Origin of the sequence: Paenarthrobacter aurescens (assembly GCF_041549525.1) — a bacterium.
In the GTDB taxonomy this organism is placed as follows: domain Bacteria; phylum Actinomycetota; class Actinomycetes; order Actinomycetales; family Micrococcaceae; genus Arthrobacter; species Arthrobacter aurescens.
Map to the genome: position 1 here is coordinate 3967301 of NZ_CP157456.1, position 21380 is coordinate 3988680.

Below are 21380 nucleotides of genomic sequence, written 5' to 3' on the forward strand. Positions count from 1 at the left end.
AACAGTCGGCCACTAGACAAGCTTTTGAAGGAGAACACCATGGTTGAACCGCTGATCCGCCCGCTCGCACAGGCGGACCCGGAGGTCGATCAGGCGATCGCCCAGGAACTCATCCGCCAGCAGTCCACGCTGGAAATGATCGCCTCTGAGAACTTCGCTCCCACGGCCGTCATGGAGGCTCAAGGATCGGTTCTGACCAACAAGTACGCCGAGGGCTACCCGGGCAAGCGCTACTACGGCGGCTGCGAGCACGTTGATGTGATCGAACAGCTCGCCATTGACCGTCTGAAGGCCCTGTTCGGCGCAGAGTTCGCCAACGTCCAGCCGCACTCCGGCGCCCAGGCCAACGCCTCGGCCATGCACGCATTGATCACCCCGGGCGAAACCATCATGGGCCTGAACCTCGCCCACGGCGGGCACCTGACCCACGGCATGCGCATCAACTTCTCCGGCAAGCTGTACAAGGTTGTTCCCTACGGCGTCCGCGAGGACACCCACACCGTGGACATGGCCGAAGTTGAGCGCCTGGCACTGGAGAGCAAGCCGCAGCTGATCGTGGCCGGCTGGTCCGCGTACTCCCGCCAGCTGGACTTCGCAGAATTCCGCCGCATTGCAGACCTTGTGGGCGCCTACCTCATGGTGGACATGGCCCACTTCGCCGGCCTCGTAGCTGCAGGGCTCCACCCCAGCCCGGTCCCGCACGCGCACATTGTCACCAGCACAACCCACAAAACCCTCGGCGGCCCCCGCGGCGGCGTGATCCTCACCAACGACCCCGAGATCGCCAAGAAGGTCAACTCCGCAGTCTTCCCCGGCCAGCAGGGTGGTCCGCTGGAACACGTCATTGCCGCCAAGGCCGTGGCTTTCAAGATGGCAGCCGAGCCCGAGTTCCAGGAACGCCAGGTCCGCGTCCTTGAAGGCTCCAAGATCCTGGCCGAGCGTCTCCTCCAGGACGACGTAGCAGCAGCCGGCATCTCGGTGGTCAGCGGAGGAACCGACGTCCACTTGGTCCTCGCCGACCTCCGCCACTCGATCCTCAACGGCCAGCAGGCCGAGGACACCCTGCACCGGATCGGCATCACGGTCAACCGCAACGCCGTCCCGTTCGACCCCCGCCCCCCGATGGTTTCGTCCGGACTGCGGATCGGCACGCCGGCCCTCGCCGCCCGCGGCTTCAAGGCTGAGGACTTCAGCGAAGTCTCGGACATCATCGCGACGGCGTTGATCGCCGCAGCGAACAGCGGAACCAAAGCAGGCGCTGAAGCAGATGCCACCGAATGTGACGTGACCCTGGACGAGACCACCGCCGTCGAGCTCCGCCGCCGCGTAACCACGCTGGCAGAGAAGTTCCCGCTTTACCCCCACCTGTCCAACAACGGCAATGGAGCCGGAACCGCAACCGAAGCAGAACTGATTGGAGCAGCCCAGTGAGTGCAGATCACCTCCCCGAGCACCCGGACTTCCTCTGGCGCAACCCGGAACCGAAGAAAAGCTACGACGCCGTGATTGTGGGCGGCGGCGGGCACGGCCTGGCCACCGCATACTTCCTGGCGAAGAACCACGGCATGACCAACATCGCCATCCTGGAAAAGGGTTGGCTGGCCGGTGGAAACATGGCCCGCAACACCACCATCATCCGTTCCAACTACCTTTGGGACGAGAGCGCGGCCATCTACGAGCACGCCCTCAAGCTCTGGGAAATCCTCCCCGAAGAGCTGGAGTACGACTTCCTGTTCAGCCAGCGCGGCGTCATGAACCTGGCCCACACCCTGGGCGATGTCCGTGAAAGCGTTCGCCGTGTTGGCGCCAACCGGCTCAACGGCGTGGACGCTGAGTGGCTGGACCCGGAGCAGGTCAAGGAACTCTGCCCCATCCTGAACATCAGCGACAACATCCGCTACCCCGTCATGGGTGCCACGTACCAGCCGCGTGCAGGCATCGCCAAGCACGACCACGTGGCATGGGCCTTCGCCCGCAAGTGCGACGAACTGGGCGTGGACATCATCCAGAACTGTGAAGTCACCGGCTTCATCAAGGATGGCAACCGGGTCACCGGCGTCAAGACCACCCGCGGCACCATCAACACTGAGAAGGTTGGCCTCTGCGCCGCCGGCCACAGCTCGGTCCTGGCGGAGATGGCCGGCTTCCGCCTGCCGATCCAGTCCCACCCCCTCCAGGCACTGGTGTCCGAACTGCACGAACCCGTCCACCCCACAGTGGTCATGTCCAACCACGTTCACGTGTACGTCTCCCAGGCCCACAAGGGCGAACTGGTGATGGGCGCCGGTGTGGACTCCTACAACGGCTACGGCCAGCGCGGCTCCTTCCACGTGATCGAGGAGCAGATGGCCGCAGCGGTTGAGCTCTTCCCGATCTTCGCCCGGGCACACGTCCTGCGGACCTGGGGCGGCATTGTGGACACCACCTTGGACGCCTCACCGATTGTTGGCCTCTCCCCGGTGGAGAACATGTTCGTCAACTGCGGTTGGGGAACGGGCGGCTTCAAGGGCACCCCGGCGGCAGGCCTGACCTTCGCGCACACCATTGCCACGGGCGCACCGCACACGTTGAACAAGCCTTTTGCTCTGGAACGCTTCGAGACCGGCGCCTTGATCGACGAACACGGCGCCGCAGCCGTAGCCCACTAGCCAGGACAGGAAAAGACATGCTTCTCATTTCATGCCCCAACTGCGGGCCACGCGACGAAACCGAATTCCACTACGGCGGCCAAGCACACGTTGCCTACCCGGAGAGCCCCAATGACCTCACGGACCGTGAATGGGCTGAATACCTGTTCTACCGTGAGAACACCAAGGGCACCTTCGCCGAGCGCTGGGTTCACAGCACCGGCTGCCGCCAGTGGTTCAACATGCTCCGGGACACCGTGAGCTACGAGATCCACTCCATCTACGGGATGGGCCAGCCCCGGCCGGACATCAAAGTCCCCGGCCAAAGCAGCCAAACGGACAAGCCGGGCGAGTTCACCCAGACCGGTGAATTCGGCCAAACCGAGCCAGGCCTCGCACCCGGCGCCCCCACCACCGGCGTCCCGATCTCCGGCTCCACAGCACCCACCTCCTCGGAAGGAGTCTAGAAGTGACCAGCAAGAACGCACGCCTCGCCACCGGCGGACGCATCGATCGCAGCATCTCCTGGCGCTTCACCGTGGACGGCCAGGAATTCACCGGCCACCCGGGTGACACCATCGCTTCAGCGCTCCTGGCCAACGGCCACATCAACGCCGGCAACTCCCTCTACGAGGACCGTCCCCGCGGCATCATGGCCGCCGGGGTGGAAGAGTCCAACGCTCTGGTCAAGATCGCTCCCCGCTTCCGTGGGCACGTTGCCGAGTCCATGCTTCCCGCCACCGCAGTTTCCCTGGTGGACGGCATGAACATTGAGCTCCTCTCCGGCCTGGGCAAGCTTGACCCCAATGAGGACAAGGCCGAGTACGACAAGAAGTACGTCCACACAGACGTCCTGGTAGTTGGCGGTGGCGTTGCCGGCCTGGCAGCAGCCCGCGAAGCGGTCCGCACCGGCGCCCGCGTCATCCTGATCGATGACCAGCCTGAGCTTGGCGGATCCCTGCTCTCCGGTTCCACCGCTGAAGGTCTGGCAGACACCATCGAAGGCAAGCCGGCCCTGGAATGGGTTGCTGATGTTGAAGCTGAACTGGTATCCGCCAGCGAATGCACGGTGCTGAACCGCACCACGGCTTTTGGATCCTACGACTCCAACTACTTCATCGCGGCCCAGAACCGCACGGACCACTTGAGTGTTCCGGCAGCCTCGGGCGTCTCCCGCCAGCGTATTTGGCACATCCGTTCCCAGCAGGTTGTCCTGGCCCCCGGTGCGCATGAGCGTCCGCTGGTGTTCGAGAACAATGATCGCCCCGGCATCATGCTCGCCTCCGCTGCCCGCACCTACCTGAACCGTTACGCAGTGGCCGCAGGTTCGCGCGTGGTCATCAGCACCACCAACGATTCCGCTTACGCCCTTGTGGCGGATCTCAAGGCAGCGGGCGTGGCGGTTGCCGCCGTCGTCGATGCCCGTCCGCAGATCAGCGCGAAGGCAGCTGCCGCCGTCGAGTCCGGTGTACGGGTACTGATCGGCAGCGCAGTGGCCGATACCTCGGCGGATGAGAACGGCCGCCTGAACGGTGTCACCGTCCGCAGCATTAACGACGACGGCGAACTCACCTCGGGCGTCGAACAGCTGGCTGCCGATCTCCTTGCAGTTTCCGGTGGCTGGAGCCCTGTGGTGCACCTCCACAGCCAGCGCCAGGGCAAGCTGCGTTGGGATGACGGGCTCGCGGCGTTCATCCCCGCAGGTCCGGTTCGCGACCAGCAGGTTGTGGGCGCAGGCCGTGGCAGTTTCGAACTTCAGGATTGCCTGGCAGAGGGCATTTCGGCAGGGGCAGCAGCGTCCATTGCCGCTGGCTTCGAATCCGCAACCACACCGGTGGAGCTGCAGGCTCCCGTGGCCAGCGCACCGAGCCGCCAGCTGTGGCTGGTCCCCGGCCAGACCGGTGAGCCCGGCGAATGGCACCACCACTTTGTGGACTTCCAGCGTGACCAGTCCGTAGCTGATGTGCTCCGTTCCACCGGTGCAGGCATGCGGTCCGTGGAGCACGTCAAGCGGTACACCTCCATCAGCACGGCCAATGATCAGGGCAAGACCTCCGGCGTCAACGCGATCGGCGTGATCGCCGCGGCGCTGAAGTTCGGCGGAGCGGAGAACATCCCGGGCGTTGGAGAAATCGGAACCACGGCTTACCGTGCACCGTTCACCCCCGTGGCCTTCGCAGCCCTGGCCGGCCGTCAGCGCGGCGAACTGTTTGATCCCGCCCGTGTCACCTCCATCCACCCGTGGCACGTTGCCCAGGGCGCACTGTTCGAAGATGTTGGACAGTGGAAGCGTCCCTGGTACTACCCGCAGGCCGGGGAGGACATGGACACGGCAGTTCTGCGTGAATGCGCAGCAGTCCGCGATTCCGTGGGCTTCATGGACGCCACCACCCTGGGCAAGATCGAGATCCGCGGTAAGGACGCCGGCGAATTCCTGAACCGTGTGTACACCAACGCGTTCAAGAAGCTCGCCCCGGGGTCCGCCCGCTACGGTGTCATGTGCACCCTGGACGGCATGATCTTCGACGACGGCGTGACCCTGCGCCTGGACGATGACCGGTATTTCATGACCACCACCACCGGTGGCGCTGCCAAGGTTCTGGACTGGTTGGAAGAGTGGCACCAGACGGAGTGGCCGGACCTGGATGTGGTGTTTACATCCGTGACCGAGCAGTGGAGCACCATTGCCGTGGTGGGTCCGAAGTCCCGCGCAGTGATTGCCAAGGTGGCTCCCCAGTTGGCCGAAAACGGTGGCCTGGACGCTGAAGCTTTCCCGTTCATGACCTTCCGCGAGACCACGCTGGCCTCCGGAGTGCAGGCACGTGTTTGCCGTATCTCCTTCTCCGGCGAACTTGCCTACGAAATCAACGTCCCGTCCTGGTACGGGCTCAACACCTGGGAAGCAGTTGCTGCCGCGGGTGCCGAGTTCAACATCACCCCGTACGGTACCGAAACCATGCACGTGCTCCGCGCCGAAAAGGGCTACCCGATCGTGGGGCAGGACACCGATGGCACGGTCACCCCGCAGGATGCCGGAATGGACTGGATTGTTTCCAAGGCCAAGGACTTCATCGGCAAGCGCTCCTACCTTCGGCAGGACGCAAGCCGCGAGGACCGCAAGCACCTGGTGAGCGTCCTCCCCGTGGACCACTCGCTCCGTTTGCCCGAAGGCACGCAGCTTGTGGAAAAGGGCATCCCGGTCAACCCGGCCAACGGACCCGTCCCCATGGAGGGCTTCGTGACCTCCAGCTACCACAGCGCCGCACTGGGCCGTTCCTTCGCCCTGGCACTGATTCAAAACGGCCGCAACCGCATCGGCGAGACCCTGGTGGCCTCGCTGGGAGACCAATTGGTGGACGTGGTTGTTGGCGAAACCGTACTTTTTGATGCTGAAGGGACCCGCAAAGATGGCTGAAACAGCAACACCAGCAGAAACCGCACACGTCGATCGCGTCCGGGGTGCCCGCCGCAGCCCGGCCGAACACCTCGCTGAGGCTTTCACCTCCGGCTCCGTGCCGGGCACGGTGACGCTCACTGAAATCCCGTACCAGACCATGGTGGGCGTCCGGGTTCACCCCGCGTCCGACGCCGGCACCCGGGTTGCGTCCGTAACCGGCGGCTTGCCTGCCACCTGCGGTGCCGTGACGGGCAGTGCAGTAACCGGTAAGGATTCAGTCAACACCCTGTGGCTCGGCCCCACCGAGTTCATGGTGGTTGCACCCGAGGAAGCCCACGATTCACTGGGCGGCTCCCTGGTGAGCGATCTGACCACGGCACTGGGCAACGACGCGGGCCAGGTGGTGGACTTGTCCGCCAACCGCACCACGTTTGAGCTCTCCGGTAGCCACGCCCGGGCAGTGCTGGAGAAGACCTGCGCCTTGGACCTGCACCCCCGCGTCTTCAAAGCAGGAACCGCTGTCTCCACGGAGCTTGCACACATTCCGGTAATGCTGTGGAAGACGTCCGAGGAGTCCTACCGGATCTTTCCCCGGGCCTCGTTTGCCGATTTCCTGGGACGTTGGCTCCTTGACGCCATGCGGGAGTACGCCTCCCCAGAGGTCCCCTAATGGCATTGAGTGTGCTTGATCTGTTTTCTGTTGGCATTGGGCCGTCGTCTTCACACACGGTTGGCCCCATGCGCGCGGCAAAGCAGTTCACGGACGGACTTGTTTCGTCCGGCCAGCTTCCGGCTACGGTGCGCGTCCAGGCTGAGCTTTTCGGCTCCCTGGGCGCCACCGGCCGGGGCCACGGCTCAGACAAGGCCGTGGTGCTGGGGCTGCAAGGCCACTCCCCCGAAACCGTCAACACCCACACCGCCGATGACCAGGTTGCAGCGGCGGCACTGGACGCCGAACTGCGCCTTGGTGGGAACCACCGGGTGGACTTCAACTGGGACGAGGATGTTGTCCTGCACCGCCGCAAGTCGCTGCCGGCCCACCCCAACGGCATGACGTTCCGGGCCCTGGACCACACGGGCACAGTCCTGCGGGAGCGCAGCTACTATTCCATCGGGGGCGGCTTCGTGGTGGACGGGGACGTTTCCGGCGCGGACAAAGTGGTAGCCGATGACACCGTGCTTCCTTACCCTTTCACCACGGCGGATGAGCTGCTGGCCATCTGCCTCCGTGAGGGCAAGTCCATCTCGGACATCATGCTGGCCAACGAGCTCGTGTGGCGCTCCGAGGAGGAACTGCGTGAGAAGTTGCTGGGCATCTGGGCTGTCATGCAGGAGTGCGTGGACAACGGCTGCTCTGCCGAGGGAATCCTGCCCGGAGGCCTGAAGGTCAGGCGACGGGCGCCGTCGTTGTTCAAAACACTTTCCGAAACCGATGCGGACCTGAACGGCAGTACATCAGCGGACCCGCTCCTGGCCATGGAATGGGTCAACCTCTTCGCGCTGGCCGTGAACGAGGAAAACGCCGCGGGCGGCAGGATCGTCACCGCCCCAACCAATGGTGCCGCAGGGATTGTTCCCGCCGTGCTGCACTATTACACCAGGTTTGTTCCGGGAGCCAACGACGACGGCGTCGTGCGCTTCCTGCTGGCGGCGGCCGCCGTCGGAATCCTGTTCAAAATCAACGCGTCCATCTCCGGCGCTGAAGTGGGCTGCCAAGGTGAGGTGGGTTCCGCCTGCTCCATGGCGGCCGCCGGGCTCTGCGAAGTCCTGGGCGGAACGCCGGAGCAAGTGGAAAATGCCGCAGAAGTGGGCATTGAACACAATCTGGGACTGACGTGCGATCCCGTGGGCGGACTGGTGCAGATCCCCTGCATCGAACGCAACGCGATTGCCAGCGTCAAAGCCATCAACGCCGCCCGTCTTGCCCTGCATGGCGATGGCAGCCACAAAGTTTCCCTGGACAAAGCCATCAAGACCATGCGCGAGACAGGCGCCGATATGAAATCCAAGTACAAAGAGACCTCCCGTGGGGGCCTCGCCGTCAACGTAGTGGAGTGCTAGCCATGACTGCCATCCAAACCGAAACCACCGCCGTTTCCTCCCCGGAGACCACCGTGGAACACGTCCTCACCCTCGACTGCCCCGAAGGCCCCGGAATTGTGCACGCTGTGTCCGGCTTCCTGCTGGACCACGGCTGCGACATCATCGATAACAAGCAGTTCGGTGACCGCGCCGAAGGGCACTTCTTCATGCGGGTCCACTTCGCGTCAACCGGCGACGAATCAACCGTTGAAACGCTGCGGGAGGCCTTTGCGCCCGTTGGCGAGAAGTACGGCATGAACTGGCAACTGGAGCGCCAGGGCTACAAGCGGCGCGTGCTGATCATGGTTTCCAAGTTTGGGCACTGCCTGAACGATCTCCTGTTCCGCGCACGGATTGGCGAGCTGCCCATTGATGTTGTGGGTGTGGTGTCCAATCACACCGACCACCAGGGTTTGGCGGAGTGGCACGGGATTCCGTTCTTCCACATCCCGGTCACTGCAGCCACCAAGCCGGCAGCCGAGGGGCGTTTGCTGGAGATCATTGACGAGCTGGACGTGGAACTCATTGTGCTGGCGCGTTACATGCAGGTACTCAGTGACGATCTGGCCCGCAAGCTGGACGGCCGCGCCATCAACATCCACCACTCGTTCCTGCCAAGTTTCAAGGGTGCCAAGCCCTACCACCAGGCCTATGCGCGTGGTGTAAAAACTGTGGGTGCCACCGCCCACTACGTCAACGGCGAGTTGGATGAAGGTCCCATCATCGCCCAGCAGGTAGTGGAAGTGGACCACACGTTCGGGCCGGACGATCTCGTAGCCGCCGGCCGGGACACCGAATGCAAGGCCCTCAGCAACGCCGTTCGCTGGCACTGCGAGGGGCGGATCATCCTGAATGGGAACAGGACGATCGTGTTGAAGTAGGGCTCTGCAAGCAACCATTTCGGTGGTTCCCTGGCGCTTACGCTGTTGCGAACGGCACTGTGCGCAGGGAACCACCGAATTGGCGTTTAAGGACTAGCCGTTCACGGCGTTGATCCACACACCGATGATCCACGTACTGGCGGCGGCACACGCAAGACCGAACTCCACCAGGATGCCTATTCCGGTCGCTTTCAAAGCAGCGCCGCTTGAGCGGACAGCCACCCGGAAGTCACGGGTCCGCTGCACTTCGCTCAAAAGAAGCCCCACGGCGAAACCTACGAAGAGTCCCACCACAGGAATCACGAACATACCCACAACGCCCAGCACCACGCCGATCAGTACCGATCTGTTGGGTATGCCGTGTTGCTTCATTTTCCGCCCGGTGAGCACGGCACTTGCTGCCATGCCGGCCACCACAAACAGCATGCCGACGGCGAAGATCACCCAGCCGAGCGGACCGCCACCTCCCCAGATCGCCCAGGCCAGCAGGCTCGCGCCGATGAGGATACTGCCTGGAAGCACGGGAATGATGGTCCCGGCCACGCCTACCGCAATGGCCAGGCCGCACAGGATGGTCACAATAAGTTCGGCGTTCATGGCCTCAAGTCTATGGGCCGCCCGGTTGGCCGGCTGAGCACCCGGACAGGCTTAACCACAAACGACGGCGACGCTCCCTGGCAGGGGGCGTCGCCGTCGTCGGTCTTGCGTAAGTAGCCGCTACTCGGTAACGGCGGCAGCAACGGCCGCGGTGACGGCCGGTGCCACGCGGGCATCCAGCGGGCTCGGCACGATGTAGTCAGCGGAGAGGTCTTCTGCGGCCAGCTCGGCGATCGCGTTGGCGGCAGCAATCTTCATGGCGGGCGTGATGCGGCGGGCCTTGGCGTCCAGTGCACCACGGAAGATGCCGGGGAAGGCCAGCACGTTGTTGATCTGGTTGGGGAAATCGCTGCGACCAGTGGCAACAACTGCCGCGTACTTCTGGGCAACCTCGGGGAGAACTTCAGGGTCCGGGTTGGACAAGGCGAACACGATCGACTGATCGTTCATGAGCTTCAGGTGCTCTTCGTCCAGCTTGGAGGAGGAGACGCCCACAAAAACGTCGGCGCCGGTCAGTCCTTCAGCCGGGCCGCCGCTGATGCCGCGGGGGTTGGTGCGCTGGGCCATGCGGGCCTTGACGCTGCCCGGATCTGCCACGAGATCGGCACGGTCAGCGTTGACCACGCCCTTGGAGTCGAGCAGGATGACGTCCTTGATGCCAACTGCGAGCAGGATCTCAGCAATGGCGATGCCTGCGGCGCCTGCGCCGGAAACAACAACCTTGAGGCCGGCGAGCTCGCGCTGGGTCACCTTGGCGGCGTTGGTCAGGGCTGCAAGGACCACGACGGCGGTGCCGTGCTGGTCGTCGTGCATGACCGGGCAGTCGAGGGCCTCGATGAGGCGCTCTTCGAGTTCGAAGCAGCGCGGAGCCGAGATGTCTTCGAGGTTCACGGCGCCGAAGCTGGGGCGGAGACGGACCAGGGTCTCAATGATTTCGTCCACGTTGGTGGTGTTGAGGACCAGCGGGATGGAGTCAAGGTCCCCGAAGGACTTGAACAGCGCGGACTTACCTTCCATGACGGGCAAGGATGCGCTGGGGCCAATGTTGCCAAGGCCCAGAACAGCAGTGCCATCGCTGACCACAACAACCAGGCGCTCGGCCCAGGTGTGAGTGCGCGCAAGCTCAGGGTTGGCGTGGATTGCGCGGCTGACCTGCGCAACTCCGGGGGTGTACGCGATGGAGAGGTCGCGCTTGTTGTTCAACGGAACGGTGCTGGAGATGGTCAGCTTGCCGCCCTCGTGGGCTGCGAAGATCTCTTCTTCGCTCAGTACCAGGGTTTCGTTATCAGTTGCAATTGTCTCAATGGACACGTCTTTGTCTCCTCAGGCTAGCCGTGGACCCACGGCACGATGTTGGGCAGGAACAGAACTGCTGGTGCGGGCCAAGGGTGACTGGTCCGGCATTGCTTCTGCAGGTAGGGGGCTGCTAGCCGCTTCGGTAGTTACAGCCTAAGGAAACAGCGAAGGGACAAGATTCAATACCAAGAGAGACGATTCGAGAGTAAAACGTTCAACCCGCGGATATTGTGACCCACGTCATGCCAAAAACCGTGTTCTGAGGGCTTACCGGTCTAGACCGGCAGGCGGTTTGTTACTCCCCGGTGAGGAGCGTGCAGGCTTTCTTTAGATCCTTCTCCGCCTCAAACAGGGACAAACGACGGCAACGGACCGCCTGCACCAAGCCGCTCACCAGGTGCAGCAGAACCCTGGCCCGCACGGTGTCCCTTCCCTGGTCCCGGCTCAAGGAGCCCACTACTTCCTCGGACAGGACATCGATCTCGCGCAGCAACTGCGCCGTGTCATCATCCTTGCCCGCAGGCCGGATCAAACAGTGCTCAATACCGGGCTGCATGACGCAGGTGGAAAATCTCCATCATCAACCCCGCCAAGGCGTGGCTGCCTTCCCGCAGCCGGACGCCGTCGCGCAGTTCCCGCAACTGTTGGCGATAAACAGCCAGCATCAGATGCGCCGTGGAGGGAAAGTAGCGGTAAAGCGTACCGAGCGGAATATCGGCCCGGGCTGCGACGTCGGAAAGGCTCAAAGTATCGAACTGGCGCTGGGCAAAGCCTTCGGCAGTTTTCAGGATGCGGGCATAGCGCAACTGCTGCCGCGGTGTGGTGGGCGCGGCAGCCATACGGGGCAGGCCCGTGGTCAGGTCAAGGGAGTAAGGTTCCAGTGAGTTTGATGCGGGCATTTCCGGCGATCTCTTGGCAGGCTGACAAGGAAACGGCCCGCTGGGTCAAGACCGCAGCTGGCCGATCGCATCAATGATACGGGAGCAAAATGACCGTTTCCTGAGAGCCCTTTTGGCCAGCCTCAAGCCACGCCTTTCCCGCGTATCGGCCCCGCACACATACACTTCATCCAGGTTTGGAAGCCATACAGGAGGAACACGCATGGGGACATTACGACGTCGGATTGCAGCGGCGCTGCTGACCGCCGGGGCGGTGGCCATGGCACTTGGCCCCCTGCCGGCGTCGGCCGCGCCCAGCAACGGGCCGGACCCCATAGTCAACGGTGAAGCGTTTGTGGGGAAGAAGCTCACCGCTGACATTGGCCCGTACACGTTCTACGGTTGCGGGGGCGGCAAAGGCCCCGACTTTACGGTCTACTGGACGCGGGATGGCTTCCTGGTGGCCGGGGAAACAACACGCAGCTACACGCTGGAGCAGGATGACACTGGCGCCCGCATGGCCGCCCACGTTACCGCCAGCACCACGGCATGCGGCGGAGAATCCCTGCACAGTAACGAAACCAAGCCCGTGGGGGCCGTGAACCGGGCCACAGGTTTCACCGGACGCACCTTCGAGCTCCTGACCCGCGCCAGTGACGGCTCTCTGGTCCTTTACGGGCGGAACGGCAGCGGCTGGGATCCTGCCCGGACAGTGGGTTACGGCTTCAACATCTTCAATACCGCGTTCTCCCCCGGCGACTTCGACGGTGACGGCAAAAGCGACATGATAGTCCGCGACTCCGTTGGCGGGCTCTACCTCTTTGGGGGCGACGGCGCAGGCGGATGGAAGCCGGCCAGGTCCATTGGCAACGGCTGGAACGTGTTCGACTCCATCATCGGCCCGGGCGACTTCAACGGCGACGGCCACAACGACGTCCTTGCCCGGGAGCCCGGTGGCGCCCTCTATCTCTACCCCGGCAATGGGGCCGGAGGCTGGTTGGCGAGAACCGCCGTCGGGACCGGCTGGAATGTCATGGACGCGCTGGTGACCCCGGGCGACTTCAATGGTGACGGAAATGTGGACATCCTGGCGCGCGACCGGAGCGGCTACCTGTACTTTTACGGGGGCAACGGCGCGGGCGGCTGGGCGCGATCCTGGATGATCGGCGTCGGGTGGAACGCGCTCAGGTTTGTTGGCGGCGCCGGTGACTTCAATGGCGACGGTTTCCCCGATGTTTACGGGGTGGACCAGCAGGGCCGTTTGCTGAGCTACTACAGCGATGGCCGGACCGGGTGGAAGGGCTCGGAGGCGGTTGGCGCCGGCTTCGGATGGTTCACAGCAATCTTCTAGGAAGATCCCAGCCGCGGTACCATTAACCGCATAAAGTCTGGGGAGGACACAATGTTAGCTTCATCACGCCCTACGTCCGGCGTGCGCCGGGCAATCGCTGGAATCGGGGCTGCGATCTTCGCAGCAGTAGTACTGGCCCCCGCACCGGCCATGGCCACCATGGACCCTGAACCTCCGGTCATTACCGGAGCTCCATACGTTGGCTCCACGCTGACCGTTACGTGGGACCCCATGGCCTACAAAGGGTGCGGCGCGGCTGCCGGACCGGATACCCGCATCTATTGGACCCGCGACGGTGAAGTGGCAACCGACCACCCCACCTGGCCCGACTACGTCCTCACTGAAGAAGACCGCGGCAAAACCATCGCCGCGCACCTGGTTGCCAGCTACCCCTGCGAAGGCCTGGAAGTCGCCAGCGAGGAAACTGCCCCCATTTCCGCCTCCAACCGGCCCAATGGCTTCACAGGCCGTGGCGCGTTCGAACTATTGGCCCGCCGTTCCGACGGCGCCCTGCTGATGTACCCGCGGGTGAACAACACGTGGGAACCGGCCCGGACCGTCGGCGCGGGCTGGAACATCTTCCCCACAGTCCTCTCCCCCGGCGACTTTGACGGCGACGGAGTCAACGACGTCCTGGGCAGGGACACAGCCGGCGGGCTCTACCTGTACAGCGGCGATGGTTCCGGCGGCTGGAACGGTCCCCGCAAGGTAGGAACCGGATGGAACATCTTCACATCATTGGTGGCTCCCGGGGACTTCAACAGCGACGGCACCAACGACGTCCTGGCCCGCGACGCCAACGGAATTCTCTACCTCTACCCCGGCGACGGTGAAGGCGGATGGCTTCCCCGGACCGTGGCCGGCCAAGGCTGGAACGCCTTGAACTCGATCATCACCCCCGGCGATTTCGACGGGGACACCAACGTTGATGTCCTCGCCCGCGATTCCGCCGGGTACTTGAAGCTCTACAGCGGAAACGGTTCAGGCGGCTGGAACGGCATGACCGTAGTTGGCCAGGGGTGGAACGGCATGAGCAAAATCGGCAGCGCCGGCGACATCAACGCCGACGGCAGCCTCGACGTCTTCGCCGTGGACGGCTCCGGCCAGCTGCGCGCCTACTACGGCAACGGAAATGCCGGCTGGTCCGGCGCTGCCGTAGTTGGCTGGGGCTGGGGCGGGTTCACGGACCTGTTCTAACATCCAGCCACCTACGGCGTCGCAATATTCGGACCGCTATATGCCAGCGGGCCAGCAGGCGGTAGTGTCATCCCAATTGATCTCTTCGGCCAACTCTGTGCCGCCTTATTATTGGGGGAATCCTTGGGCTTCAGCTCTGCCCTTCGCGCGCCTGCGCGCCGCCGCAAACGCCTTCTGGTTGGCGCCATCGCAATGACCTTGGTCCTGGCTCCGGCCACAGCTACGGCTGCCAGCGCGACCACGCCTGCTGGCATAAGCATCAGTTCACCATCTTCAGCCATACCCAGCGGCGCCAAGCCACAGGCCATGGTGCCCCTGCGCACTGTGTGGCTTAACTTAGTTGAGATCCAAGGAGATCCCACCGTGGGTGGCCGCCTCAGGATGGTGCTTTACAGCCCTCCGGAAGTTTCTCCCGCCGGCGGTCAGCCCACCTACGTTTACCAGTGGACGCGGGACAACGTAGCGATTCCTGGCGCCAACCAATCCGAGTACCGTCCCGGCGCAGCAGACATGGGCCATTCCATATCCGGGTCACTGACGGTCACCTTCGATGCAACGTCCACAGCGACTCAGCCTGCTCATAACCCCATGAAAATAGGTGCAAAGGCCCGGTCCTGGGGGTTCAATGGGGATGGAACGGCTGATGTATTCGCCCGCAACTCGTATGGTCAGCTGCTGTTATATCCAACAGACGGACGCGGACATTGGTACGCGCCGCAGGTCATCGGCACAGGGTGGCACATCTACAACCTCCTGCTCTCCCCTGGTGACTTTGACGGAGACGGCAATGTGGATGTCATGGCCAGAGACGGACAGGGACGACTGTTTCTCTACTCGGGCAACGGCGCCGGCGGTTGGGTTGTGGCCAAGCAGGTAGGCCAAGGTTGGCAGGGCTTCATCGACATCACCGGGGCCGGTGACTTCAATGGAGATGGCACCAACGACATCATCGCCCGCGACTCTGCCCACAATCTCTTCTTGTACCCCGGCGATGGGCGCGGCGGCTGGCTGCAGCCAACGCTCATTGGCTACGGATGGGGAAATGCCGACCTGCTGACCACTGTGGGGTACTTTACGGGCAGCGAATCCCTATCCCTGATGTACAGGAATCAATACGGCGGCCTGATGATCAGCGAAGGTCCCCGCAACGGACAACTCCAGGGCGTATTGACGACGGGTTATGGCTGGAAGGTCATGTCCAGGCTCGGTGGGCTGGGGGATTTCAACGGTGACGGCGACCCTGACCTTTACGGGATTGATCACTCCGGTGCCATGGTCATGTACTACGGCAATGCCTCGGCCTACCAGATAAATGCCATGTTTAACGGCTACTGGAAGGGCCAGGCCACCGTCGGCAGCGGCTGGAACGTCATGAATGCCGTGTTCTAGACCTAAGCCACGCTCTTGATCTTCACCACGAAGACGGCGCCCAAGAGCCCAATGACTGCGGCGGCTACGTACAGCGAGACGTAGCCGCCCCAGTAAAGGACAAATGGAGATGCGATCAAAGGGGCGATCACCTGCGGCAGTGAGTTGGCAATGTTGATAACGCCCAAGTCCCGTCCGCGGTCCAACCCCGTGGGAAGAACTTGCGTGATGAGAGCGAAGTCCACTGCAAGGTACGCTCCGAAGCCGATCCCCAGCACAACCGCACCTGCCAGTCCGCCAATCCATGTGGGTGCGAACGCGAGGATCAGCGATGCGAGTGCAATGATCACTGATGAGGCAATGACCAGAGGTTTACGCTTGCCCATTTTGTCGCTCAGCCTTCCGCCGAGCACGCTGGTGATGATGACCGAGACCGCGTAAAGCCCGGTGAGAATGAGGACGCCAAACGATGGCTCGATTCCCTCGGTTTCCTTGAGACGTACGGCATCGCTGAGGAAGAACAGCAGATACAGCGTGACCATGTGATTGCCGGTGCTTACCAGCAAACGAGTCAGCCACGCCCAGGCGAAATCGGGGTAGCGCTTGGGAGACACCCAGAAGCCTCTGACAAATTTCGCCATCTTGAAGGGTGGTCGTTCGGCTGGCGGCAGCTGCTGGTCGTCATTCTTGAAGAGGTAAACCACGACGCCGGCCAGCAGCGCCGCAGCGCATAGCCAATAACCGGCGGCAAAGTTTCCAACGACCACCGCAGCGATGACCGCGCCGATGAGGATTCCCACCGTCTGCCCCATGGCGGCCAGTCCCCCTACGGTTCCGCGCTGTGGAACGGGAACGCGGTCAGGCACGGCGGCCGTAATTGCTGCATACATCGCGTTTGCTCCGGCCTGCACAAGGCACCAAAGCAACGTCATGGCCGCAACATTGGGTGCACCGGCCAGAGCCACGAGTGCCACGGCACCAAGAATGGCACCCATAAGAACCCATGGGACGCGGCGGCCAAAACGGGACGTAGTACGGTCGCTGAAAGCCCCAAAGAGAGGGTTTGCCACCATGGATACGGCCGCGCCGCAGCCAGTGACCAAAGCCAGGATTGCTTCCTTCTGGCCTTCATCAAAGTGAGCCGCTTGGAGGCCCAAGAGTACTTGGAGTGGACCGAAGAACGCTGCGTTGATACCGAGGTTAACCAGAACTACCCCAGTGACCCAGATCGGCCGGACACGAGTAACCGGCTCTGCCAGTGCTGTGGTGGTTCCACCACGGACCACCGTTGGATCCGGCACCGGGCCAGGTAGATCGGACAAGCTCATAGCAGGTTCCCCCTCTTGGAATGTTTGGATTCAGCCTAGCGCGGCGGAACCACACTGAACCGCCGTCGGCGTCTTTATCCACATAGGCCGAAATATCTCCTGCCCTGGCTCTGAAGCAAGCGCTAGTGTGGCCTCAAACCGAAAGAGGAGAAGCCCTGTGAGTGAGCAAGTAAATACCGCCGATCTCTACGACGAGCGCGGCGAGGAACTGGAATCCATAGCTGTCCAGTTTCAGAATTTGGGTGGCAACACGCATTTCAGTGGGCCCGTACGCACTGTTCGGTGCTTCGAGGACAACGCCTTGGTGAAGAGCATCCTCAATACACCCGGCGACGGCGCCGTTCTTGTGATTGACGGACAGGGGTCGCTAAGGACGGCCCTCATGGGAGACATGATTGCAGAAAGCGCCGTGGCAAACGGCTGGGCCGGCGTGATCATCAACGGCGCCATTCGGGACCGCGAGGCCATTGCCCGCCTCCCCTTGGGAGTTAAGGCATTAGGGAGCAACCCGAAGAAGAGCGCCAAGGCAGGTGTGGGGGAAGTGGATGTTCAGCTGGTCCTTGATCACGTCCGGGTCAAGCCAGGCGTGATGATTTTCTGCGACCCGGATGGCATCTTGATCGAGCGCTGATCCTCGCTGGACTGCCGACTCAGAGGAAGTGCGGAAGAAATATTCTGCCCTCGGGAATCAACCGGACTGTAAGATAGTTACTGAAAGCAACTATCCTGCTTAGTCCACTTTTCTGCCACCTCTGGAGAAGATATGTCCAAAACTGCGCCTGTAAGGGCTGCCGGAGAGGTCCTGACGCATCGTCAGACACTCACCGTCATGGTGGGGCTCATGCTCGGCATGTTCCTGTCATCGCTGGATCAAACCATCGTGTCCACCTCCATCTACACCATCGCCAACGACCTCGATGGCCTGTCCCTCCAGGCGTGGGCCACCACTGCCTACCTCATCACCTCCACCGTGAGCACCCCGCTCTACGGCAAGCTCAGCGATATCTTTGGTCGCCGCCCGCTCTATCTGGTGGCAATCGTGATCTTCCTGATCGGTTCCCTCTACGCGGGATCGGTCCACTCCATGACCGAGCTCGCCATTGCGCGCGGCATCCAGGGCCTCGGTGCAGGCGGCTTGTTGGCTTTGGCGCTGACCATTATTGGCGACATCGTGGCTCTGAAGGACAGGGCCAAGTACCAGGGCTACTTCATGTCAGTCTTCGGTATTTCTTCTGTGCTCGGTCCGGTGATTGGCGGCGCCTTCGCGGGCTCGGCCAACATCCTGGGCTTCGAAGGCTGGCGGTGGGTCTTCTTCATCAACCTTCCCATTGGCCTCGCCGCCCTTGTGGTGGTCTTCATGTACCTGCACCTGCCGGCCCGGCATGTGAAGCAGAAAATTGATTACTGGGGTGCCGCTGCCATCACGTTGGCCATTGTGCCGCTGCTGTTGGTAGCAGAACAGGGCCGCATCTGGGGTTGGACCTCGGGCGCGTCCTGGCTCTGCTACGGACTTGGCGTCATCGGAATCGTGGCCTTCCTCCTGGCCGAGAAGCGAGCCGGGGACTACGCACTGATTCCCCTGCGGCTTTTCAAGAACATGACGTTTGGATTGTCGTCGCTTCTGAACTTCATCATCGGCATCGGCATGTTCGGCGCCATCGCCATGCTGCCCATGTACCTGCAGCTGGTGAAGGGGCTTACTCCCACCGAGGCCGGCCTGATGATGATCACCTTTACCGTGGGCATCCTCTTCGGCTCCATCTCCGCTGGCCGGACCATCTCCTCCTCCGGGGTATACCGGATCTTCCCCATCATGGGTACTGCGGTGCTGGCTGCCGCAGCCACCGTCATGGGCCTGGTCCTCGGGGTCGATACCGGACTATGGGTGCCTGGGCTGATTGCTGTGTTCTTCGGCGTCGGACTGGGTTTCTGCATGCAGCCGCTGACACTTGCCATGCAGGTCTCTGTTCCGCCCAAGGATATGGGTGTGGGTACTTCAACCGCTGCGTTCTTCCGTTCCATGGGTGGAGCAGTGGGAACGGCCGTCTTCATCTCCATGCTGTTCAGCACGGCGGCTGACAAGATTGCCGAGGGCATGAAGACTGCCGCCGCCAACCCGGATTACCAGGCTGTCATGAAGGACCCGGCTGTCGCTTCCGATCCCGCGAACGCCAAACTCTTCGACTTCTTCAAGAACGGCGCCAATAACGAGTCCCTGAATGACACCAGCTGGCTTCACACGGCCAACAGCACACTGACCAGGCCCATCACCGAAGGCTTCGCCCAAGCCATTGACGTAGTCATGCTCACGGCGGCCGGGCTCATGCTCCTTGCTTTCCTGATCAGCTTTGCCTTGCCCAACAAGAAGCTCACGGACCCCAAGGCAGCAGCCAAGGATTCAGTTCCGGCGCACTAAGTCAGTACCAGGCCCTCCGTCACTCACCAGGCACAGGCACCAGGAACTAGACACCAGGCACCCGGTGCATGCAGTACCAGTAACGGCAGGCCGTCTTCGGACCGCCTGCCGTTCTGTTTGGCCTGGTTAGTGCTGCTGATTTGTTTCCGGCCGATTCGCTTCGGGGCGAGGATGTCTAGGACGAAGCCCCAATGAGCTCCGCGGCCCTCTCCAGATCACCGCGAAGATCACGGTCTTCCATGTCGGATGGCAGCGTCAACCCTGCCTGCATCATTGCCCGCAGCCTGGGGCTGGTGAACTCCTCGGGCTGCCTCCCCTGAAGGCGAAGGGCTCGTGAAGCGCAAACAAGTTCCACAGCAGCAACAATGGCGAGTGCGTCCGCCGTCGACTCCAACTGAGCGGTGGCTACGCTTGCGAAGCTGGCATCCTCCTCAGCCCCGAGCGATAACACCACGGTTTGCAGGCTCACGGGCTGCGCGTTGGCACGGATCCTGCCGACGGCAGCAGCAGCCACATACTCAAGCATCATTACCCCGGACTGACCGGAACCATCCTGCGCCAAGAAGGGGTGCAGGCGTGTGTATTTCGGATCGCAGAGAAGATCGATCCTCCTCAGGTGGGTGGCACATGCCGCCCCGATGGCCAGCTGCAACGAATCCACACGGCGAGCTAGGTTGGTCATTTGGAAGAGCCCATGGTGTGCAACGTCATTCGTGCGGTCGGAGGGTGCGCCGTGGATGAGCGGATTCTCATTGCCCGCTGTGACAAGGCGGCTCAGCAGAGCGTGCAGACGTGCCAGTTCCTCAGCTTGTGAGCCAAAAATCTGTGGCAAGGTACGTAGGCAATAGGGATCCTGAATGCGCGCGGGCTCGCCGGTGCCCTGAACCATGGAGTGGAACATCGTTGCGGCCGAGGCAACCTCCGGAGTATCGGCAGCGGCCGCAACAGCTGGACTCAGTGCCTCGGAGTTGCCGGACATCGCAACAAAGGACAGAGCGGCCGTTGACGCTGCACTGTCCAAGAGCGTCGACAGTTTTTGATGTGCCAGGATCGCCTGACCAATTGTCAGTGCACTGGAGCTGATGAAGGGAAGGGCATCGGCCGTGGCCCACCCCGCCAGGCGAACGGGAACTTCGCCGCCGCCCAATGGCTGACGTTCGCCCAGCATGGTAAGTGCCGTACCGGCAAGCGCCTGCAGGTCCGCAGTTCCAATGCCACCGAATTCCCTTATCTCAGGAACTACGTTGCTGTTGATAAGTTCCACCAACGCTTGGGCAATGGCTGGATTGATTCCAGATCCCCCGGCCGCCAGTTGGCTGAGCCTGACAACCAACATTGCCCGCACGGTCCTGCGATCAAGGGGCTTGCCCGCATCCACTGCGTGGCTACGCAAAAGCTTCAGCCCGTGGGTGTCTCCGCCATCAGCTTCCGTCAGGGAAACCGTGCGGTTTGCGCCGACCCCCGTAGACCGCCCATAGACCGGACGTCGCAGCGCCGTGGCCTCCGCAGACTTCCGCGATTCGTCCATTCGAACCACTGCTTCAGGATCCAACGTGACATGTTCGCCATCAGCTACTGCGACGACGTCCGCCAGGTCCAGCTTCAAGCCATCGATAATGACCAACTTAGCGGTCCTTTCCAGTCCGATTCCGAGGCTAGTCCGTTTCCGGTGCCGTGCAGTAAAAGCAGTCTTCCGGACAAGACAACTTGTTTTGTTCTCCGCCACTACTGCCCCGATCCGAATTTTCATCCCGATCCAGAGCCTGCGTCGCGGTATCAGTGTGGGCCATTGCCGTGAGTTCTGCGGTCATCGTTCACCAGGGGTCAACCGAAACCCGTCCTCAGCATGAAAGAGCTTCCGAATCCCCGTCCTTGAAAGGATCCAGAGAATTGTTCCATCCGCGGTTCTATCATCCACAGTCCCCCGGAACGGGTTGTGGCCGCCTTTGGTCATGGTCACCC

At 62.5% G+C, this 21380-nt stretch carries 16 protein-coding genes and 1 pseudogene; 12 read left to right on the forward strand and 5 right to left on the reverse strand.

The features are described 5' to 3' along the window. Positions 1–39: 39 nt before the first annotated feature. From glyA to purU, 7 genes are read left to right on the forward strand one after another with little or no spacing between them, the layout of a single operon-like run. On the forward strand, positions 40–1431 hold the full coding sequence (gene glyA, locus ABI796_RS18410; protein ID WP_141286491.1) for a serine hydroxymethyltransferase: 1392 nt from the start codon (positions 40–42) through the stop codon (positions 1429–1431). Further along, the gene (locus ABI796_RS18415) at positions 1428–2648 is read left to right on the forward strand and encodes a sarcosine oxidase subunit beta family protein (RefSeq protein WP_141286493.1); all 1221 of its coding nucleotides are present in this window, start codon (positions 1428–1430) and stop codon (positions 2646–2648) included. The genes glyA and ABI796_RS18415 overlap by 4 nt, the downstream gene beginning before the upstream one ends. Positions 2649–2665: 17 nt before the next feature. After that, complete coding sequence (locus ABI796_RS18420) at positions 2666–3094, forward strand: sarcosine oxidase subunit delta (RefSeq protein ID WP_141286495.1); 429 nt, start codon at positions 2666–2668, stop codon at positions 3092–3094. 2 nt (positions 3095–3096) lie between these two features. Then, positions 3097–6042, forward strand: a complete 2946-nt coding sequence (locus ABI796_RS18425) for a sarcosine oxidase subunit alpha family protein (RefSeq protein ID WP_141286497.1) — start codon at positions 3097–3099, stop codon at positions 6040–6042. Continuing rightward, on the forward strand, positions 6035–6694 hold the full coding sequence (locus ABI796_RS18430) for a sarcosine oxidase subunit gamma (RefSeq protein ID WP_141286499.1): 660 nt from the start codon (positions 6035–6037) through the stop codon (positions 6692–6694). The genes ABI796_RS18425 and ABI796_RS18430 overlap by 8 nt, the downstream gene beginning before the upstream one ends. Next, entirely contained in the window at positions 6694–8085 is a 1392-nt protein-coding gene (locus ABI796_RS18435) for an L-serine ammonia-lyase (protein ID WP_141286501.1), read from the forward strand. Before ABI796_RS18430 ends, ABI796_RS18435 begins: the two co-directional genes overlap by 1 nt. Positions 8086–8087: 2 nt before the next feature. Beyond that, positions 8088–8987: a formyltetrahydrofolate deformylase gene (gene purU / locus ABI796_RS18440; protein WP_141286503.1), complete on the forward strand. Its 900-nt coding sequence runs from the start codon at positions 8088–8090 to the stop codon at positions 8985–8987. A gap of 93 nt (positions 8988–9080) precedes the next feature. Here purU and ABI796_RS18445 read toward each other — a convergent pair whose 3' ends face one another. From ABI796_RS18445 to ABI796_RS18455, 3 genes and pseudogenes are all read right to left on the reverse strand, one after another. Then, a complete protein-coding gene (locus ABI796_RS18445) occupies positions 9081–9584 on the reverse strand; it encodes a DUF456 domain-containing protein (RefSeq protein ID WP_141286505.1) in 504 nt (167 codons plus the stop codon). A 120-nt stretch (positions 9585–9704) separates the two neighbouring features. Further along, positions 9705–10895, reverse strand: a complete 1191-nt coding sequence (locus tag ABI796_RS18450; protein ID WP_141286507.1) for an NADP-dependent malic enzyme — start codon at positions 10893–10895, stop codon at positions 9705–9707. A gap of 280 nt (positions 10896–11175) precedes the next feature. Then, a pseudogene (locus tag ABI796_RS18455) lies at positions 11176–11779 on the reverse strand (TetR/AcrR family transcriptional regulator). Between the two features lie 202 nt (positions 11780–11981). Between ABI796_RS18455 and ABI796_RS18460 the strand changes: the two are divergent. The 3 genes from ABI796_RS18460 (at position 11982) to ABI796_RS18470 (ending at position 15695) form a co-directional block, all read left to right on the forward strand. Then, entirely contained in the window at positions 11982–13109 is a 1128-nt protein-coding gene (locus ABI796_RS18460; protein WP_141286509.1) for a VCBS repeat-containing protein, read from the forward strand. Between the two features lie 51 nt (positions 13110–13160). Further along, a complete protein-coding gene (locus tag ABI796_RS18465) occupies positions 13161–14306 on the forward strand; it encodes an FG-GAP-like repeat-containing protein (RefSeq protein ID WP_141286511.1) in 1146 nt (381 codons plus the stop codon). 123 nt (positions 14307–14429) lie between these two features. Continuing rightward, positions 14430–15695: an FG-GAP repeat domain-containing protein gene (locus ABI796_RS18470; protein ID WP_246095905.1), complete on the forward strand. Its 1266-nt coding sequence runs from the start codon at positions 14430–14432 to the stop codon at positions 15693–15695. 2 nt (positions 15696–15697) lie between these two features. Here ABI796_RS18470 and ABI796_RS18475 read toward each other — a convergent pair whose 3' ends face one another. Beyond that, a complete protein-coding gene (locus ABI796_RS18475) occupies positions 15698–17002 on the reverse strand; it encodes an MFS transporter (RefSeq protein WP_141286513.1) in 1305 nt (434 codons plus the stop codon). A 157-nt stretch (positions 17003–17159) separates the two neighbouring features. On the opposite strand from ABI796_RS18475, the gene rraA reads away from it, so the two are divergent. Continuing rightward, positions 17160–17633 (forward strand): ribonuclease E activity regulator RraA, encoded by a 474-nt coding sequence (rraA, locus tag ABI796_RS18480; RefSeq protein WP_141286515.1) that lies wholly within the window; start codon positions 17160–17162, stop codon positions 17631–17633. A gap of 132 nt (positions 17634–17765) precedes the next feature. Beyond that, positions 17766–19418 carry an MDR family MFS transporter gene (locus tag ABI796_RS18485; RefSeq protein WP_141286517.1) on the forward strand — a complete coding sequence of 551 codons (1653 nt, stop codon included), beginning with the start codon at positions 17766–17768 and terminating at the stop codon, positions 19416–19418. A 175-nt stretch (positions 19419–19593) separates the two neighbouring features. Here ABI796_RS18485 and ABI796_RS18490 read toward each other — a convergent pair whose 3' ends face one another. Continuing rightward, on the reverse strand, positions 19594–21042 hold the full coding sequence (locus tag ABI796_RS18490; RefSeq protein ID WP_141286519.1) for an aromatic amino acid lyase: 1449 nt from the start codon (positions 21040–21042) through the stop codon (positions 19594–19596). Positions 21043–21380: the final 338 nt, after the last annotated feature.

Bases quoted from the DNA above. Each gene is read 5' to 3' on its own strand.
- ABI796_RS18420 (WP_141286495.1), top strand. From the start codon at position 2,666: ATGCTTCTCATTTCATGCCCCAACTGCGGGCCACGCGACGAAACCGAA.
- ABI796_RS18435 (WP_141286501.1), top strand. From the start codon at position 6,694: ATGGCATTGAGTGTGCTTGATCTGTTTTCTGTTGGCATTGGGCCGTCG.
- ABI796_RS18475 (WP_141286513.1), bottom strand. From the start codon at position 17,002: ATGAGCTTGTCCGATCTACCTGGCCCGGTGCCGGATCCAACGGTGGTC.
- ABI796_RS18430 (WP_141286499.1), top strand. From the start codon at position 6,035: ATGGCTGAAACAGCAACACCAGCAGAAACCGCACACGTCGATCGCGTC.
- ABI796_RS18445 (WP_141286505.1), bottom strand. From the start codon at position 9,584: ATGAACGCCGAACTTATTGTGACCATCCTGTGCGGCCTGGCCATTGCG.
- ABI796_RS18485 (WP_141286517.1), top strand. From the start codon at position 17,766: ATGTCCAAAACTGCGCCTGTAAGGGCTGCCGGAGAGGTCCTGACGCAT.
- glyA (WP_141286491.1), top strand. From the start codon at position 40: ATGGTTGAACCGCTGATCCGCCCGCTCGCACAGGCGGACCCGGAGGTC.
- ABI796_RS18460 (WP_141286509.1), top strand. From the start codon at position 11,982: ATGGGGACATTACGACGTCGGATTGCAGCGGCGCTGCTGACCGCCGGG.
- ABI796_RS18465 (WP_141286511.1), top strand. From the start codon at position 13,161: ATGTTAGCTTCATCACGCCCTACGTCCGGCGTGCGCCGGGCAATCGCT.
- purU (WP_141286503.1), top strand. From the start codon at position 8,088: ATGACTGCCATCCAAACCGAAACCACCGCCGTTTCCTCCCCGGAGACC.